This is a genomic window from Halomonas sp. RT37, assembly GCF_040070525.1.
GTDB lineage: Bacteria > Pseudomonadota > Gammaproteobacteria > Pseudomonadales > Halomonadaceae > Halomonas > Halomonas litopenaei.
Window position 1 is genome coordinate 85140 of the sequence record NZ_CP098827.1, and the last position, 15109, is coordinate 100248.

The 15109-nt window shown below is 64.0% G+C and carries 14 protein-coding genes; 10 read left to right on the forward strand and 4 right to left on the reverse strand.

The window, feature by feature from the left end:
• The first annotated feature begins 283 nt into the window (after positions 1-283).
• The 9 genes from NFG58_RS00350 to NFG58_RS00390 all read left to right on the forward strand — a co-directional run bounded on the left by NFG58_RS00350 (position 284) and on the right by NFG58_RS00390 (position 10439).
• On the forward strand, positions 284-1483 hold the full coding sequence (locus tag NFG58_RS00350) for a GGDEF domain-containing protein (RefSeq protein WP_222516231.1): 1200 nt from the start codon (positions 284-286) through the stop codon (positions 1481-1483).
• A gap of 138 nt (positions 1484-1621) precedes the next feature.
• Positions 1622-2122, forward strand: coding sequence for a MarR family winged helix-turn-helix transcriptional regulator (locus tag NFG58_RS00355; RefSeq protein ID WP_348827380.1), 501 nt, complete (start codon positions 1622-1624; stop codon positions 2120-2122).
• Between the two features lie 774 nt (positions 2123-2896).
• On the forward strand, positions 2897-3592 hold the full coding sequence (locus NFG58_RS00360) for a GntR family transcriptional regulator (protein WP_348827381.1): 696 nt from the start codon (positions 2897-2899) through the stop codon (positions 3590-3592).
• A gap of 390 nt (positions 3593-3982) precedes the next feature.
• Entirely contained in the window at positions 3983-4954 is a 972-nt protein-coding gene (locus NFG58_RS00365; protein WP_108449459.1) for a tripartite tricarboxylate transporter substrate binding protein, read from the forward strand.
• Positions 4955-5105: 151 nt separating this feature from the next.
• Positions 5106-5567, forward strand: a complete 462-nt coding sequence (locus tag NFG58_RS00370) for a tripartite tricarboxylate transporter TctB family protein (protein WP_108449460.1) — start codon at positions 5106-5108, stop codon at positions 5565-5567.
• Between the two features lie 14 nt (positions 5568-5581).
• Positions 5582-7087: a tripartite tricarboxylate transporter permease gene (locus NFG58_RS00375; RefSeq protein ID WP_108449461.1), complete on the forward strand. Its 1506-nt coding sequence runs from the start codon at positions 5582-5584 to the stop codon at positions 7085-7087.
• A 25-nt stretch (positions 7088-7112) separates the two neighbouring features.
• The gene (locus NFG58_RS00380) at positions 7113-7850 is read left to right on the forward strand and encodes an SDR family NAD(P)-dependent oxidoreductase (protein ID WP_348827382.1); all 738 of its coding nucleotides are present in this window, start codon (positions 7113-7115) and stop codon (positions 7848-7850) included.
• Positions 7851-7853: 3 nt separating this feature from the next.
• A complete protein-coding gene (locus NFG58_RS00385) occupies positions 7854-8993 on the forward strand; it encodes an AbrB family transcriptional regulator (RefSeq protein WP_348827383.1) in 1140 nt (379 codons plus the stop codon).
• Between the two features lie 15 nt (positions 8994-9008).
• A complete protein-coding gene (locus NFG58_RS00390) occupies positions 9009-10439 on the forward strand; it encodes an MmgE/PrpD family protein (protein WP_348827384.1) in 1431 nt (476 codons plus the stop codon).
• A gap of 114 nt (positions 10440-10553) precedes the next feature.
• On the opposite strand, the gene NFG58_RS00395 is transcribed toward NFG58_RS00390, so the two are convergent.
• The 3 genes from NFG58_RS00395 to NFG58_RS00405 form a co-directional block, all read right to left on the reverse strand.
• Positions 10554-10928 (reverse strand): Rieske 2Fe-2S domain-containing protein, encoded by a 375-nt coding sequence (locus NFG58_RS00395; RefSeq protein WP_348827385.1) that lies wholly within the window; start codon positions 10926-10928, stop codon positions 10554-10556.
• Between the two features lie 36 nt (positions 10929-10964).
• The gene (locus NFG58_RS00400) at positions 10965-11801 is read right to left on the reverse strand and encodes an IclR family transcriptional regulator (protein WP_045993885.1); all 837 of its coding nucleotides are present in this window, start codon (positions 11799-11801) and stop codon (positions 10965-10967) included.
• 123 nt (positions 11802-11924) lie between these two features.
• Positions 11925-12734 (reverse strand): enoyl-CoA hydratase, encoded by an 810-nt coding sequence (locus NFG58_RS00405; protein ID WP_045993886.1) that lies wholly within the window; start codon positions 12732-12734, stop codon positions 11925-11927.
• A 243-nt stretch (positions 12735-12977) separates the two neighbouring features.
• On the opposite strand from NFG58_RS00405, the gene NFG58_RS00410 reads away from it, so the two are divergent.
• Positions 12978-13541: a GNAT family N-acetyltransferase gene (locus NFG58_RS00410; RefSeq protein WP_162816504.1), complete on the forward strand. Its 564-nt coding sequence runs from the start codon at positions 12978-12980 to the stop codon at positions 13539-13541.
• A 96-nt stretch (positions 13542-13637) separates the two neighbouring features.
• Here the strand turns inward: NFG58_RS00410 and NFG58_RS00415 are convergent, their stop codons facing one another.
• Complete coding sequence (locus tag NFG58_RS00415; RefSeq protein ID WP_052704445.1) at positions 13638-14987, reverse strand: nucleobase:cation symporter-2 family protein; 1350 nt, start codon at positions 14985-14987, stop codon at positions 13638-13640.
• Positions 14988-15109 lie beyond the last annotated feature (122 nt).

The window sequence follows — 15109 nt, forward strand, 5'->3', positions numbered from 1 at the left end:
GAGATGGGGGCTACTTCCCGGCAAGTGAAGTGGACTTCGAGAGAGCACGACAGACGCTGTGCCATTGCCGCGAAAAGCATAGAATTGGGCAGTGCTGCCACGAAAAGTAACGTTATCATCGTGTTATTGAGTTATTTTAAAGTCATATAAGCGTTTGTTTAAAAAATAATAAGACGCCGTCAACGTGAAGTGGACAAAAGTCCCTTCGATCTCGACATGACGAAGGTAGTGGGCATCGGTCCTCAGACGTCGAGCCTATGCACAGGGAGAACAGCAAGTGTCGATGGCAAAGATGCCCCATCTGGTGCATTGGTTAACCGGACAGTTTCGTGAAACTGAGCGAGAAGCCTGGTATCGCCGCGCGATCAAGCCGAGGGTGCGCTGCGAGTCACGACTGGCCTGGATGCTTGCCGCATTGATATTCGGCATGTTCTCGATTTCCGATTACTTTTATGTCGGCCAGAGCCGCGAGCTCTACCTGTTGCTGGCCATGCGCGTGGTCGTCGTCGGTAGCTGTCTTTTTCTGGCTTGGGCGATTGGTCGATGGGGAAGCTATTCGCAGCGCCTCTGGCTGCATGCTTTGCCGTTGTGGGTTATGGCGACGGGCATCATCCTGATTGTTCCGCTACGTCCGGACTCCCTTTCGACGCAGATGATGGCTGTCATCGTTGCTACCATGGCCTTTTATCTGCTGATTCCCAACCTGCTCACCGTGGTGGCGATGGCGAGCCTGTATCTGGGTATCGGTTTTCTGTGCGCCTCTGCCATCTTTGCCGACAGTTCGCCCGTCGATGTGTTGCGCATGGCGCTGTTGTTGATCATGGCCAATGCGGTCGGGTTCTGCACCTTGCTGCGGGTAGAGCGCCTGCAGCGCAAGCAGTTCGCGATATTGAGCGAAGAGCGCGACCAAAACCGACAATTGCTTCGTGAGATGGCGCATCGTCAGTCCCTTGAAGGTCAGTTGAGACAGCTGGCCGAGCGCGATGCCTTGACCGGTCTCGCCAATCGTCGGCACTTCATGAAGCGGGCCCAGAGCATGTTTGAGTCTGCCCGGGAAGCACAGGCGCCCTTCAGCCTGTTTATGCTGGATGTCGATCACTTCAAGACTATCAATGACACCTGGGGCCACAGTCATGGAGACCGAGTGCTGATGGAGATCGCCCGAGTGTGTGCCGAGTCACTGCGTTCCCATGATCTGATCGCGCGTTTCGGCGGCGAAGAGTTCGTGGTCGCATTGCCTGATACCTCCTTGAGTGACGCTTTGCCCGTCGCTCAACGTCTGCATCGAGCGGTCGCCGACCTGGCGCTGCCGTTTGAGGGGGGTGAGAGGGGGGCGGCGGTCACCGTTACCATCGGCATTGTCGAAGCCCGGCCCGATGAGGACAATCTGGAAGTGCTGATTCATCGCGCCGACAAGGCGCTTTACGTCGGCAAGCGTGACGGCAGAGACCAGGTAGTAGCCTGTCGCGAGAGCCAGGCGTGAGTGCGAAAGCGATGCTGATGGTAAGGTCGCGAGCTACGTTGCCGGTTCTGGCGTTCCCGGTTATCGTCAGTGACGGATGGTGGCGTGCCACGCTGGCGTGGCGCTGTCGCGATGGACGCTGACCACGGGGACGAGGCCATGGGCTCGCGTAAGCGAGAAACACCGACCAGCAGCGGGTTACCGCATCTGGATCTTTTGCAGTTCCTGCCGTACCGGCTGAACAGTCTGGCGGACCGTTTGAGTCAGGCGCTTTCGCAGATGTACGCCGAACGTTACCAGTTGACCATTGCCCAGTGGCGAGTGCTGGCGTGGTTGTCGCACCTGGATGAGCTATCGGCCAAGCAGATCGCCCAAGCTACTCGCATGGATAAGGTGCGTATTTCTCGGGCCGTACAGGCCCTGGAGGAGCGCGGTCTGATCCGAAGAACGCCTTCGCCCAGTGACCAGCGTGTACAGCACTTGCGACTGACCGAGGCGGGGCAGGCCTTACTGGCCGACTTGATCCCCGATGCCTTGCAATGGGAGGCCGATGTGGTCGCGACCCTCTCCGTCGGCGAGTATCGCGACCTGATGAGCGTGATGGGCAAGCTCGAGCGCCAGCTCGATCGGCTGGAGCAGGGCAGTGGCCCCTGGTCCTAGGACCGCTCCGGCGATCCCATGGAGACGCCGGGTTCTCCCGAGCTCGATCAGGATCGCTAGGGCCTGTTCGCGCACTGCTCCAGGCGCTAGGCCAGCCACACCTCGATGATCGATTGGCGAGTCACTCCCAGGCGGCTGGCTTCCTTGTCGAGCGATTCGATCATCCACACAGGAAAGTCGACGTTGACCCGTCCTTGTGACTGATTGGGGTGCCGAGCCCTGGACAGGCCGAGGGCTTCCGAGACGTCTTTGCCATCATCGAACTCTGTAAGATGCGTAATATCTTTTTAGCTTGGTAAGTCGGTGTAAGGTCTGCTTAAACACTGACGTGACGAGCGGCGCAGCTCCCCGCTCCACTGTCTTCTCGCGAGCCCCTCGGCGCTCCGTTTTCCCTGGCAGCCGTCATTCGACGATATACAACGGCGCTCGTCGACAAGATGCTCTCCGACGTCCGACCCAGTCGACGCCCTTCAGATTTGCCCGGTACCCACCTCAATGACATCCGGGTGGATGGATACCCTCTGGATCTGTCGGTGGGCATCACGTCAGCAATCGGTTCGATACCTGTTTGCGCCTCGACATGTCGCCACCGCCAACTGGCTGGCGGCGATGCTGCCTGCTCTCAAGTACTTTTCGGCGGTCAGCGCGATGCTGAGAGGCCTCACACCTGACCTCATGATGTGGACCCCTCGAAGGAGGGGCTGCCAGAGCTTGCGGGTGTGAGATGACATGATACTGTTAACAGTTGACGATACTGAGTGCACGGAGACCGATATGGACTCGACCAAGGATCGGATTGGCCAGCGACGCTCCAGTACGCTGACGTCCATTGCCCGCGATGCCATCGAGCAGTTGATCATTTCTGGCGAGCTGTCCGCCGGCGACCGTATCAACGAGAGTGCGTTGGCCGCCAGGTTTGATATCAGTCGCGGACCGATTCGCGAGGCGTGCCGCAGTCTCGAGTACGCTGGTCTGATCCGCAATGTCGCCAATCACGGCGCCTACGTACGCGAAATGAGTCTGGACGAAGCCCGCGAACTGTACGAGGTGCGGCGTGCCTTGACCGCTCTGGTAGGGGAGCTGCTGGTCGAGCGGGCCACCCAGGAGGTGATCGAAGAACTGGAGGCTCTGGTTGACAGAATGGGCGAGGCCGCCGAGCGCGAGGATCTCGATGACTACTACCAGCTCAACTTGCGTTTCCACGACGCCATGATGACCCACACTGGCAATAGTGCTCTGGCTCGTTACTATGACGACACGATCAAGCAGCTGCACTTGTTCCGTCGTCGCGGATTGGTGCAACGCGGCAACCTGAAGGCTTCGAACGCCGAGCACGTGACGATCGTCAGGGCGATCTCGGCACGTGACGCTGATGGGGCGTCCAGGGCACTGCGTGATCACGTGATGGCCGGATGGCGTCGGATGGAGCAGGCACTCGCTGCGGCCCCGGACGACGATCGACAGGCTTGACGCCTGAGACGTCGACCGGCCCCTTTTCGTTCTTGTTCCTTCTGATTGGCGTATCGCCAGCGAGTCAGTGGCGTCGCGATTGGAACGTCTGACCAACGCCATCTGCCAGTACGACACGCAGACAGCGCTTCGTGGTGTCTAGCTTCACGCCTCGGTCCGAGTGATGCGTGCGTCAAAGGCGCAGGTGGCATCGCTTCGACCAGCGGGGCTCGCTGAGTCGATGCTCCTTTACCCACCAATCCGCATAAGCAGTAGACCAACGTCTACTTAATGGGACGTGATCCGCTCTGCTAGTTTACAGGCTGTAAACTGTTAACAGTTTACAATGCACCTCCAGACGCAGCAGGTCATGCAGTGACTTCTCAACAACGACTCCAAAGGAGAACCACCATGCGCCATTGGTTCACGATCCGCATGCTGGCGGTAGGCATCGCCACGAGCCCCCTCGCCATGCTCTCCGCCTCCGCCTTGGCGGCGGACGACTTCCCTGTCGATCCGATAGAGATTGCCGTACACACCTCGCCCGGTGGCGGCACCGATACCACTGCCAGAATGGTGGCCCTGTCGACCCAGGAGCAACTCGACAGCAATGTCTTCGTCCAGAACAAGAAGGGCGGCGGAGGCTCCGTGGCGATGAGCTATGTCAGTGGCAAGCCAGCAGACGGCTATACCCTCATGGCCATCACTCCGACCCATCTGTTCACCATGCTGCGCGGCAATGCCCCGATCGGTATCGATGACATTCGTGGCGTAGTTCGGGCGACCGACGACCCGATCATCGTCATGGTTCGCGGCGACAGCGATTACGCCTCCATCGATGATCTGATCGAGGCTGGGCGGTCCGGCACGATCAAGTGGGGCGGAACCCAGATTGGCGGTGTCGACCATATCGCCGCCATGAGCTTCGCCAACGAGGCCGACATCAGGGTTTCCTACGTACCGTTCGATAGTGGTGCGGAGTTTGCCGCCGCCCTGTCTCGCGGTGATATCGACGCCGCCGGTCTCAATATCTCGGAAACCCAGGACCAGATTGCCGATGGAGAATTCCGTCCTCTGGCGGTGATGGCCGACGAGCGCATGGGGGCCCTGCCGGAGGTGCCGACCTTGGCCGAAAACGGCATGGACGTGTCCTTCTCCACCGTTCGCGGCTACGTGGTGCTCAAGGACACCCCCCAGGAGCGCGTCGACGCGCTGGAACAGGCCATGCTCGATGGCATGCAGAGCGAGCGCTATCAGGAGTATCTCGACGGCATTGGCCTGGATAGCGCCAGCGTCGCCGGTAGCGAGGCCTGGGACCAGCAGATCCGCCGCATGTACGAGGCGGGCAAGGTCACCATGACTGACCTGGGGCTGCTCCAGTGAATCGTCAGGCTGGACGCGGGGCAGGGCTGAAACCAGGGCTGAAAACAGGGCATGAGACAGGGAGCGTCTCGGCTGCCATCGATGGGGTCGTTTCCCCAGGCCCGGCTTCGGTCCAGGCCCACGGGGCATCAACATCAAGAAGGAGTCGCACATGATTCGTCACTGGCGAGATCTGCTTCCCGGGTGCGCCCTGCTGGTACTGGCCGGCGGGCTGTACCTGATCACTACCGACTTCGACAGCGTACCTCCGTCCTTCGCCCAAGGCATGCAGGCGGCAGACATGCCACAGCTGATCCTGGGAGTGATCGCCGTGCTTGCGTTGGTGATGATCATCCAGGGGCGGGGCCACGAGGAAGAAACCAAGCCGGTCATCTCCTGGCGCATGTGGACCACTGCGCTGGTGCTGCTGGTATCGGTATTCCTGTTCGGTGTGCTCGGCCTGACCCTGACCACCGTGCTGACCTGCCTGGCCATCCCGTTGCTGTGGGGTGAGCGGCGTCGGTTGGCCGTGGCGATCTACGCCATCGGCGTGCCGGCGTGCATCTACCTGCTGTTTACCCACGCCTTGCAGCTCAGATTGCCCCAGGGCGTGCTGAGCCCCTGGCTGTCCTGAACAAGGAGACGACCATGGATCCTATTCTAACGGGGCTTGGCATCCTCACCGACCCGGTCTCACTCGGTGTCATCCTGCTTGGCACCATCATCGGTGTGCTGGTAGGAGCGCTGCCGGGATTGAGCTCATCGATGGCGGTGGCCCTGCTGCTGCCCTTCACCATCTATCTGGAGCCAGTACCGGCGATATCGATGCTGGCGGCGCTCTACTGCGCCGGTACCTTCGGTGGTTCCATCACCGCTATTCTGATCAACGCCCCCGGCGCTCCGCCTGCCGCCGCCACCGCCTTTGACGGTTTTCCCATGGCGCAGCGGGGCGAGGCCGGTCGCGCACTTGGCATGGCGGCGGTATCCAGCGTCATCGGCGGCATCATCTCCTTGATCGTGATGGTGCTGGCGGCCCCGGCGCTGGCCCGAATCGCCCACTCCTTCGGCCCACCTGAGTACTTCGCGCTGGCAATCTTCGGGCTGTCGATGCTGGCCTCGATCAGCGGCAAGTCGCCGGTCAAGAACCTGATCGGCGGGGCTCTGGGGCTGTTGATCGCCACCGTCGGGGTAGACCTGACCACCGGCGTCGAGCGCTTTACCTTCGGCGTGCCGGAGCTCTACGAAGGCATCAGCTTCATTCCTATCCTGATTGGCCTGTTCGCGGTGTCGGAGCTGTTGTCCCAGTCCGACATCATCGACCGGGCCAAGGAGCGCATCTCGCTCACCGCCATCAAACTGCCGTCCCGGGAAGACTTCAAGCGGGTGTGGAAGACCATTCTGCGCTCGTCCGGTATCGGCACCTTCATCGGTATCCTGCCGGCGGAGGGCAGCACCATGGCGGCCATGATCGGCTACAACGAGGCGCGCCGCTGGTCGAAGAACGGCGACAAGTTCGGTACCGGCGAGATCGAAGGCATCGCAGGCCCGGAGGCGGCCAACAACGCCGCCACCGGTGGCTCCATGGTGCCTACCCTGGCGCTTGGCATCCCTGGCTCAGCCACGGCGGCGGTGATTCTCGGTGGCCTGCAGATTCACGGCATTCGCCCGGGCAGCTATCTGTTCGAGAACCAGCCCCACCTGCTGTACTCGATCTTTGCCGCCATGCTGGTGGCCAACCTGGTCTTTCTGGTCTTCGGGCTGGCCGGCGCCAAGCTGTTCTCCCGCATTTCGCTGATCCCGCGCACCTTCCTGTGGCCGGCGGTGTTTGCGCTGTGCGTGGTGGGCGCCTACGGCGTCAACCAGAGCCTGGTCGACGTCACCATCATGCTGATTGCCGGCTTCATCGGCTTCTGGCTCAAGCGCTACGGCTTCGGCGCGGCGCCGATCATCATGGGTGTGGTGCTGGGCTCGCTGGTGGAGAACTCTCTGGCCCAGTCGCTGATCATCTTCGATCAGGACGCAAGCCGCTTCCTCGAGCGTCCGGTGGCCCTGCTGTTCTTCGTGCTGGCCGCACTGAGCATCTTCTACAAGCCATTGTCCGGTGCAGTGCGTCGTGTACGCAGTGGCCCGAGTACGACCCCGGGAGGTGAATGACATGACCGGGCCCAGGACAGAACCCTTGTCGGGACGTGTAGCGCTGGTTACCGGCGGCAGCCGGAATATCGGTCGTGCGGTGGCACTGGGACTCGCCGAGCAGGGTGCCGATGTGGTGATCATTGCCAGTCATCACGGCCAGGCGATGGATGACACCCTTGCCGAGATCGAGGCACTGGGACGTCAGGGACTGGGTTTGGCCGCCGATATTGCCGACCCCGAAGCCGTCGATGCCGCCGTGGCAAGCGTCGGTGAGCGCTTCGGCCGGCTCGATAGCCTGGTGTGCTGCGCCGCCATTCGTCCCCATCAACCCTTCGCCGAGCTGACCTTCGATGACTGGCGTCGGGTCATGGCGGTCAACCTTGACGGGCCTTTTCTTGCCGCCAGGGCCTGCCTGCCGCTGCTGCTGGCCTCCGACCAGGCCGCCATTGTCACCTTCGGTGGCGTCAGCGCTCATCTGGGTGCCGCCGAACGGGCCAACGTGATCGCCTCGAAGATGGGTGTGGTGGGGCTGACCCGGGCGCTGGCGGTGGAATACGGCGAGCGCGGCGTCACCGCCAACTGCATCGTACCGGGACAGATCGATACCGAACGGGCGGCAGGCTCGTCGCCGCCCAGGTTGAGTGGCGGCAAGGGGCCGCTGGTTGGCCGACTGGGCAAGCCCGAGGAGGTGGCCGCGCTGGTGTGTCATCTGGTCGGGCCGGCGGGGCGCTACAGCACCGGCCAGACCTTCCATCTCAACGGCGGCAGCTACCTCGGTTAAGCCATGACCATCTACCTGAAACCCGAACCCGACCAGGGCCGAATGGCGCACTGGTGGCGCAGTTTCCTGCTGCCGGCGATGGTTGCCGTCATCGGTGGCGGTAGCTGGAGCGCTCTCGGTCTGCCGCTGGGCTGGTTGCTGGGGGCGGCCATCGCCATCGGCATCTGGGCGGGGCTGGGCCTGCCGGCCCGGGCTCCCAGACCGATCCAGCGCGCCGGCCTGATGGTGGTGGGGGCAAGCGTCGGCTTGTGGGTGACACCGGAGGTGGCCCGTCAGTTGGTTGGCTGGTTGCCAATGATGCTGGCCTCCGCGGCCCTGGGGGTGACCCTGGCGATCCTGTGCACGCCGCTTTTCGCACGCCTTGCAGGGCTCGACAAGGCCACCGCCTATTTCTGTCTGCTGCCCGGCGGGGTGATCGAGATGGCCGAGATCGGCGAGGGCTACCGCGCCAACCGGGCGGCGATCGCCGCCTTGCACGCCATTCGCGTCGGGCTGATCGTCACCCTGCTGCCGTCGGTACTGCTGCTGACAAGCGGTAACGGTCAGCCGATGACACAGGCGTTCGGCTCGGGCGTCCAGCTTGGGCCGTGGTGGCTGATCGGAATGCTGGCGCTGTGTGCCCTGGCCAGTTGGGGGACCGCGCGTCTGGGCATGCCCTCGGCCTGGTTCCTGACGCCGCTGGTGGTCGCCGGCGTGTTGTCCGGCGCCGAGCTGCTGCCTGTGTCTCCGCCGCAGGTGCTGCATCTGCCCCAGTGGGTGCTGATCGCCGCCCAGGTGGTGGTGGGATTTGGCCTGGGAGCCAAGTTCCAGCGGGCCAGCTTGCTGGCCCTGCCGAGGGCTATCGCCAGCGGCATTCCGATCCTCCTGCTGATCGGTCTGATGGCGGCGGTGGCGGCGCTGCTGGTGGCCGGGATGTCGGGCTCGGAGGAGAGTCGGCAGACCCTGGTGCTCGGCTTTTCCGTGGGGGGTATGGCCGAGATGACCCTGACCGCCCAGGCCCTGGGCCAGAACGCCGCCCTGGTGGCGGGCTTTCATGCCATCCGCGCCCTGTCGGTAAACCTTTTCGCAGGGCCCTTGTGGGCTCGCTTGTCACGCCTGCCCTTGTTTCACGAATCCTCGAGCTCATGCTCACGACGATCCTGATAAGGAGACTGCGTCATGTCTGTCGCAACCAACGTCTTTGCCAAGATGCCCACCAACACCCGCATTACCGCCGAGGCTGCCGAATTCATCGAATCGGTTCGCTTCGAGGAGATTCCCGAGGAAGCGCTGCGCATCGGGACCCGCTGCGTACTGGATGGAGTGGGCCTGTTTGTCGCCGGCTCGGAGGAGCATTCGGTCCAGATCCTGGCCGAGGAGGCTGTGGAGTCCGGCGGTCGCGCCGATGCACTGGTTCTGGGACAAGGAGATGCCCGAGCGCCGGTCGCCCAGGCCGCCCGCGTCCTTGGCACCGCCGGTCACGCCCATGACTGGGACGATAGCCAGGTCAGCAAGGACCCGGCCCACATCTATGGACTGTTGACCCACCCTACCATTCCGCCGCTGAGCGCCAGCCTGGTGGTCAGCCAGCGGCTCGGCGGGGTCGATGGCAAGCGCTTCATGGAAGCCTTCCTCACCGGCTTCGAGGTGGAAAGCAAGATATCTGAATGGATGTTGCCCCAGCACTACATGCAGGGCATGCACTCAAGTGGCACCGTGGGCACCTTTGGCGCCTTCGCCAGTGCGGCCAAGCTGATGGGGCTTCGTGGCGAAACCTTGCGCCATGGCCTGGGTATCGCGGCGAGCCTGGCCGCTGGTATCCGCTGTAACTTCGGCACCATGACCAAGCCGCTGCACGTAGGCCGCGCGGCGGAAAATGGCGTGACTGCGGCACTGCTGGCAAGTCGTGGCTTTACCGCCGACCCCGAGGCGCTGGACGGCCCCTGGGGCTTCATGGCGGTGCAGGGCGGCGGCGCCAGCGAGGACAAGCTGACCCAGGGCTTCGGCAAGACCTGGTCCATCGTCGAGCCTGGGGTGTCGATCAAGCCTTACCCCTGCGGCGTGCTGACCCACCCGACCATCGACTTGATGCTACGCCTGGTGCTCGAGGCCGACGCCAGTGCTGACGATATCGAGGAGGTGATCGTCCACGCCGGCTCCAACATTCTCAATCCTATCCGCTACCCGATCGCCGCCAATCACCTCCAGGCCAAGTTCTCGTTGCCCGCCGCACTGGCGATGATTGCGCTCAACCGTCAGGCGGGCAAGGTCGAGTTCTCGGACGAGTTCGTGGCTTCCAGTGCCATGCAGGACATGCAGCGGCGCATCCGCACCGAGTTCGATGAACAGATCGAAGCCCAGGGCTTCGACAAGATGCGCTCGCGCATCACCCTGCGCCTGAAGGGGCGCGAAGACGTCAGCGGCTGGGCTGACGAGCGTTATCGTGGCGGCCCGGAAAACCCGCTGAGTGATGAAGAAGTCGAACAGAAGGTGCGTTCCTGTTGTGACGGCGTTCTCGATGAGCAGGCTCAGAGCGACCTGATCGCCGACGTGTGGAAGGTGCTGGAACTCGACGATGTCAGCGTGCTGGCGCAGCGCTTGAATGGCTGAACGTCCGGTTTGGACCCTTTGTCGTGGTAGCAAAAGACAGAAGGGGGGCTGGTTCCCCCTTCTGTCTATCGCCTGTCAGGTGTTGCACTAGTTGTTTAAATTGAGACGCCCTCCTCACTCCCCGATCACCCACCAGCCATCGACTTCCTGCACCGGCACCGGGTCCAGCGCTTCGCCCTGGGCGGGGCCGGAGATGCCTTCGCCGCTGTCGAGGCGGAAGCAGGCCTGGTGGTGGGTACAGATCAACAGCTCGCCGTCGCGGCTGAGGATGTTGCTGCCGCGGCCGTCCAGCGGCAGGTACTGATGGGGGCAGGCGTTGACGTAGGCGTGCACCCGGCCATCGGCGTGGCGGGCGAGGATCAGCGGGAAGCGGCCGTTGTCGCTTTCGAGATTGAGGCAGCGGCTCTCGCCCGGGGCCAGGTTGGTCGATTCCAGCACGGCGGTCCCGGGCGGTGGTGCGCTCTTGTACTTGCGCCAGGCGTCGGTCATCGGGGGATCTCTTGAGGGAGCCGGTGAACCCGGGCGTCAGGGCTTGAAGTCCTCGGCGGCGGGAATGCGTCCGCCCAGCTGGGCGGTGATCTCGGCGGCGGTGTCGCGTACCAGCTCACCGAGCTGGGACAGGCGTTCGTCGGGGATGCGCGCCACCGGCCCGGAGACCGAGATGGCCGCCAGCGGCGTGCCCAGTTCATCGTGGATGCAGGCAGCCACGCAGTGCAGGCCGATGGCATGCTCTTCGCGGTCGCAGGCGTAGCCGCGTTCACGGATCTCGGCCATGGCGCGACGCAGCTCGGATGGACTCGACAGGGTGTTGACGGTGACGCGGTCCAGTCCGCGTTCGGCCAGTACCCGCTCCAGATCATCGTCGGGCAGCCAGGCCATCAGCGCCTTGCCCACGCCCGAGGCGTGCAGCGGGGCACGTGAGCCCAGACGGGTGATCATGCGCATCATCTGAGGCGATTCGCTCTGCGCCAGGAACACCGCCGTGGTGCCTTCACGCACGCCCAGATTGGCGGTCTCGCCGGTCTCACGGGTCAGTCGGCGCAGGTAAGGACGGCTGGTGGCAACGAAGTCGCGTGCCTCGAGAAAGCTGTTGCCGATGCGAAAGGTCTTGACGTCGATGCGCCAGACGCCGAGTTCCTCATCCTGGGTGATGAAGCCCTGGCTCAGCAGGGCCTGCAGCAGGCGATGGGTCGTGGACGGTGCCAGATCGGCCTGCTCGGCGATGTCGGACAGCGCCAGGCCGCCCGGGTGCATCGCCAGCAATTCCAGCAGGTTGAGTCCCCGCACCAGCGACTGGCTGTGGCCTCCGCTGGCCTTGCCGCTGGCCGGTCGGCCGGCCGTTCTGCGCTTGCTTTCCGTCACCTTGCATCTCCTGGGTCAACCGTTTGGCACAGTCCTTAGCATACCTGTTGGCGCGGCCGCTTGTCGCGTTTGCGGAAAAGGCTTCCACAAGCGGCCCTGCCTGGGCTGAGCCTAGTCCGGTGCTCAGCGATGGCGCCAGTGGGGGGCGCGCTTGGCGACGAAGGCGTCGATGCCTTCGGCCACGTCTTCGGCCATCATGTTGGCGGCCATCACCTCGCCTGCGTAGGCGTAGGCCTGGCCCAGCGGCAGGGCACGCTGGCGGGCCAGCATGGCCTTGCCGGTGAACAGCGCCACCTGACTCTTGGCGCGCAGGCTGTCGAGCAGCACCTCGAGACTGTCGTCGAGGGCGTCGTCCTCGGCGACCCGGTTGACCAGGCCCCATTCCAGCGCCTGATCGGCGTCGATGAACTCGCCGGTAAACAGCATCTCGGCGGCCTGCTTGGGACCGATATTGCGGGTCAGCGCCACCGCCGGGGTGGAACAGAAAAGCCCGACCTTGATACCGGAGACGGCGAAGCGCGCCGAGCGGGCGGCCACCGCCATGTCACAGCTGGCTGCCAGCTGGCAGCCGGCGGCGGTGGCAAGCCCCTGAATTCGAGCGATCACCGGCACCGGACAGTCCTGCAGGCGCTGCATGACCCGGGAGCACTGGGCGAAGAGCTGTCGATAGGCGTCCTCGTCGCCGAGCTCGCGCATCTCCTTGAGGTCATGGCCGGCGCAGAAGGCGCGGCCCTCGGCAGCGATCACTACCGCCCGCAACGAAGGATCGGGGTCGATTGCGGCAAAGGCATCATCCAGTGCGGTGAGCATGTCCCGGGACAGGGCGTTGAAGCTTGCCGGGCGGTTGAGGGTCAGATGGACGACCCCACGATCATCGTGACGCACCACGGCGAGGTCACCGGTGTCAGGCTGGGCGGAAGGTGAGGCGGGCATCGTCATGGCTCCAACGAGGGAAAACTTCGCAAGCCTAGCGCGTGATGACGCCTTTTCGGGGCCTGCTTCGACCAAAGGGGAAGAGTGGCCTGGCCTCCCTGGTTGACGCCAGGGCGGCGCCAGAGCGGCGTCAGAGTAGCGCCAGGACGACGACAGGGGCGGCTTGCTGGCGGCCAGCGTCCGTGGTCATGGCCGTGGAGGATGGCGTACATTCGCACAAGCGATCCACGACGCGAGAGGCGCATGATGCAGGACGACAGGCTGAGGCCCAGGCCGATGCAGGGCGACGTGCTGGCCACGCCGCGTAGCCGGCTGCGCCCGCTAGAGCGCTATGATCTGCCTGGCTTGAGCCGACTGCTGGCCGATCCCCGGGTGATGCGTCACTCGCTCCACGGTGTGCAGGACATGGCGGGGAGCCGTCGCTTTCTCGATGCCTGTCGCGCGAGCTACGCCGACAAGGGCTTTGGCTACTGGGCGGTGGTGCACCCGGTATCGCGAGCGTTGATGGGCTTCTGCGGCTTCGATCACGAGATCCTCGACGGCGAGCGGGAGTTGGCCATCGGCTATCGTTACGCCGTGCATCATTGGGGTAGAGGGCTTGCCACCGAGGTGGCCCTGGCGGTGGTGGCCCACGCCTTTGCCATCACCGACTGCGAGTCGCTGGTGGCGGTGGTCGATCCCACCAATGTGCCGTCGAGCCGAGTGGCACAGAACGCGGGCTTTGTGTGGGAAGGGATGACGACGCTCGAGGGCCAGCGAGTGAAGGTCTACAGGCGTCATCGCTACCGTGAAGTCAGAAGCTGCTGAGCCTGGGCTGCGTCCCTGTCCTGGGGAAACGAAGCGGGCCCGCGTGGCGGGCCCGAAAGTGGCGTCATGGTGTCCTCGAGGGGACGGTGTGGCGTGTCAGACGCTGTCGCGGAAGACCCGATCGGCCTTGGGCAGTACCAGATTGAGCACGATGGCAAACAGCGCGCCGGGGATCAGCCCTGACTCGATGATGGCCTGGAGGTTGTCGCTCAGATTGGCGTAGAGCCCTTCCTGGGCCGGCAGGCCCACCGCGGCGGACAGCGAGACCCCGATGATCACCATGTTGCGCTTGTTGAAGTCGATATGGGAAAGCATCTTGATGCCGGCGCTGGCGATCATGCCGAACATGATCAGTACCGCCCCGCCCAGCACCGAATTGGGGATGCTGGAAACGATGGCACCCAGCTTGGGGATCAGGCCCGCCAGCAGCAGGAAGGCGCCGCCGATGGCCACCACATAGCGGCTGACCACACCGGTCAGCGCCACCATGCCCACGTTCTGGCTGAAGCTGATCTGGGGGAAGGCGTTGAAGATCGCGGCGAACACGCTGGACAGGCCGTCGGCCATGACCCCACCGGAGAGCTCCTTGTGGGTCGGCTCGCGGTCCATGCCGCCGGCGGTGGTGCCGACGATGTCGCCGATGGACTCGGCGCAGGTGACCACGGCCAGCAGCACCACCGGCAGGATCGCCGCCAGATGGAATTCAAGCCCGATGGTCAGCGGCACCGGCAGTGACAGCCAGTCGGCGTCACCGATGGTGGAGAAGTCGATATAGCCGAACATGGTGGCCACCACGTAACCGGTGATCAGGCCGATCAGCGGCGCCGCTTCGGACCAGATACCGCGGCCGTACTGGTGCAGACCCAGGGTCACCACCAGTACCAGCGCCCCCAGCAGCAGGTGGTGGGTGGCGCCGAAGTCGGCGGCGCCGAAGCCTCCGCCCCAGTAGGCGAAGCCTACCGGCATCAGCAGGGTGCCGAGCATGACCACGAAGGTGCCGGTGACCACCGGCGGGAACAGAAACCGGAACACCGGCAGAAACATGCCCACCAGGGCCATGGCGACCCCGCCACACAGGGCTGCGCCAAGGGCCGCCGGAAGTCCCATGCCCACGGCAATGGGAATCAGCACCGGGACGAAGCCGAAGCTGGTGCCCATGACGATGGGCAGGCGGGCGCCGATGGGGCCTATCCCCAGCGACTGCACCAGGGTGGCGACACCGGCCACGAACATCGCCGCCTGGATCATGAAGGCGGTCTGGTCCGCCGGCAGGTCGGCGGCGCCGGCGATGATGATCGGCACCGTGACGTTGCCGACAAACATCGCCAGCACGTGTTGCAGGCCCAGCGGAATGGCGCGCCCCAGGGGCGGCATGGCGTTGACGTCATGGGTCGAGCGCACAGATGCGCTTTCCAGGGTGTCCCCGGAGGAGTCGTGGGTGGGCATGGCAGGGTTTTCTCCTGTTGTCGTTGTAGCACCGGCGTCCTTGTCGGAGCGTCGGCGGCGAAACCCCGGAGACCGTGACAGGTGTCAGACCGTCTGTGCTGACTGCCGTGGCACGGCGACCG

Excerpts from the sequence above, each read along its gene's own strand:
- NFG58_RS00395 (WP_348827385.1), bottom strand. The coding sequence starts at position 10,928 with ATGACCGACGCCTGGCGCAAGTACAAGAGCGCACCACCGCCCGGGACC.
- NFG58_RS00385 (WP_348827383.1), top strand. The coding sequence starts at position 7,854 with ATGACCATCTACCTGAAACCCGAACCCGACCAGGGCCGAATGGCGCAC.
- NFG58_RS00355 (WP_348827380.1), top strand. The coding sequence starts at position 1,622 with ATGGGCTCGCGTAAGCGAGAAACACCGACCAGCAGCGGGTTACCGCAT.
- NFG58_RS00405 (WP_045993886.1), bottom strand. The coding sequence starts at position 12,734 with ATGCCCGCCTCACCTTCCGCCCAGCCTGACACCGGTGACCTCGCCGTG.
- NFG58_RS00350 (WP_222516231.1), top strand. The coding sequence starts at position 284 with ATGGCAAAGATGCCCCATCTGGTGCATTGGTTAACCGGACAGTTTCGT.
- NFG58_RS00410 (WP_162816504.1), top strand. The coding sequence starts at position 12,978 with ATGATGCAGGACGACAGGCTGAGGCCCAGGCCGATGCAGGGCGACGTG.
- NFG58_RS00415 (WP_052704445.1), bottom strand. The coding sequence starts at position 14,987 with ATGCCCACCCACGACTCCTCCGGGGACACCCTGGAAAGCGCATCTGTG.
- NFG58_RS00390 (WP_348827384.1), top strand. The coding sequence starts at position 9,009 with ATGTCTGTCGCAACCAACGTCTTTGCCAAGATGCCCACCAACACCCGC.
- NFG58_RS00360 (WP_348827381.1), top strand. The coding sequence starts at position 2,897 with ATGGACTCGACCAAGGATCGGATTGGCCAGCGACGCTCCAGTACGCTG.
- NFG58_RS00375 (WP_108449461.1), top strand. The coding sequence starts at position 5,582 with ATGGATCCTATTCTAACGGGGCTTGGCATCCTCACCGACCCGGTCTCA.
- NFG58_RS00365 (WP_108449459.1), top strand. The coding sequence starts at position 3,983 with ATGCGCCATTGGTTCACGATCCGCATGCTGGCGGTAGGCATCGCCACG.
- NFG58_RS00370 (WP_108449460.1), top strand. The coding sequence starts at position 5,106 with ATGATTCGTCACTGGCGAGATCTGCTTCCCGGGTGCGCCCTGCTGGTA.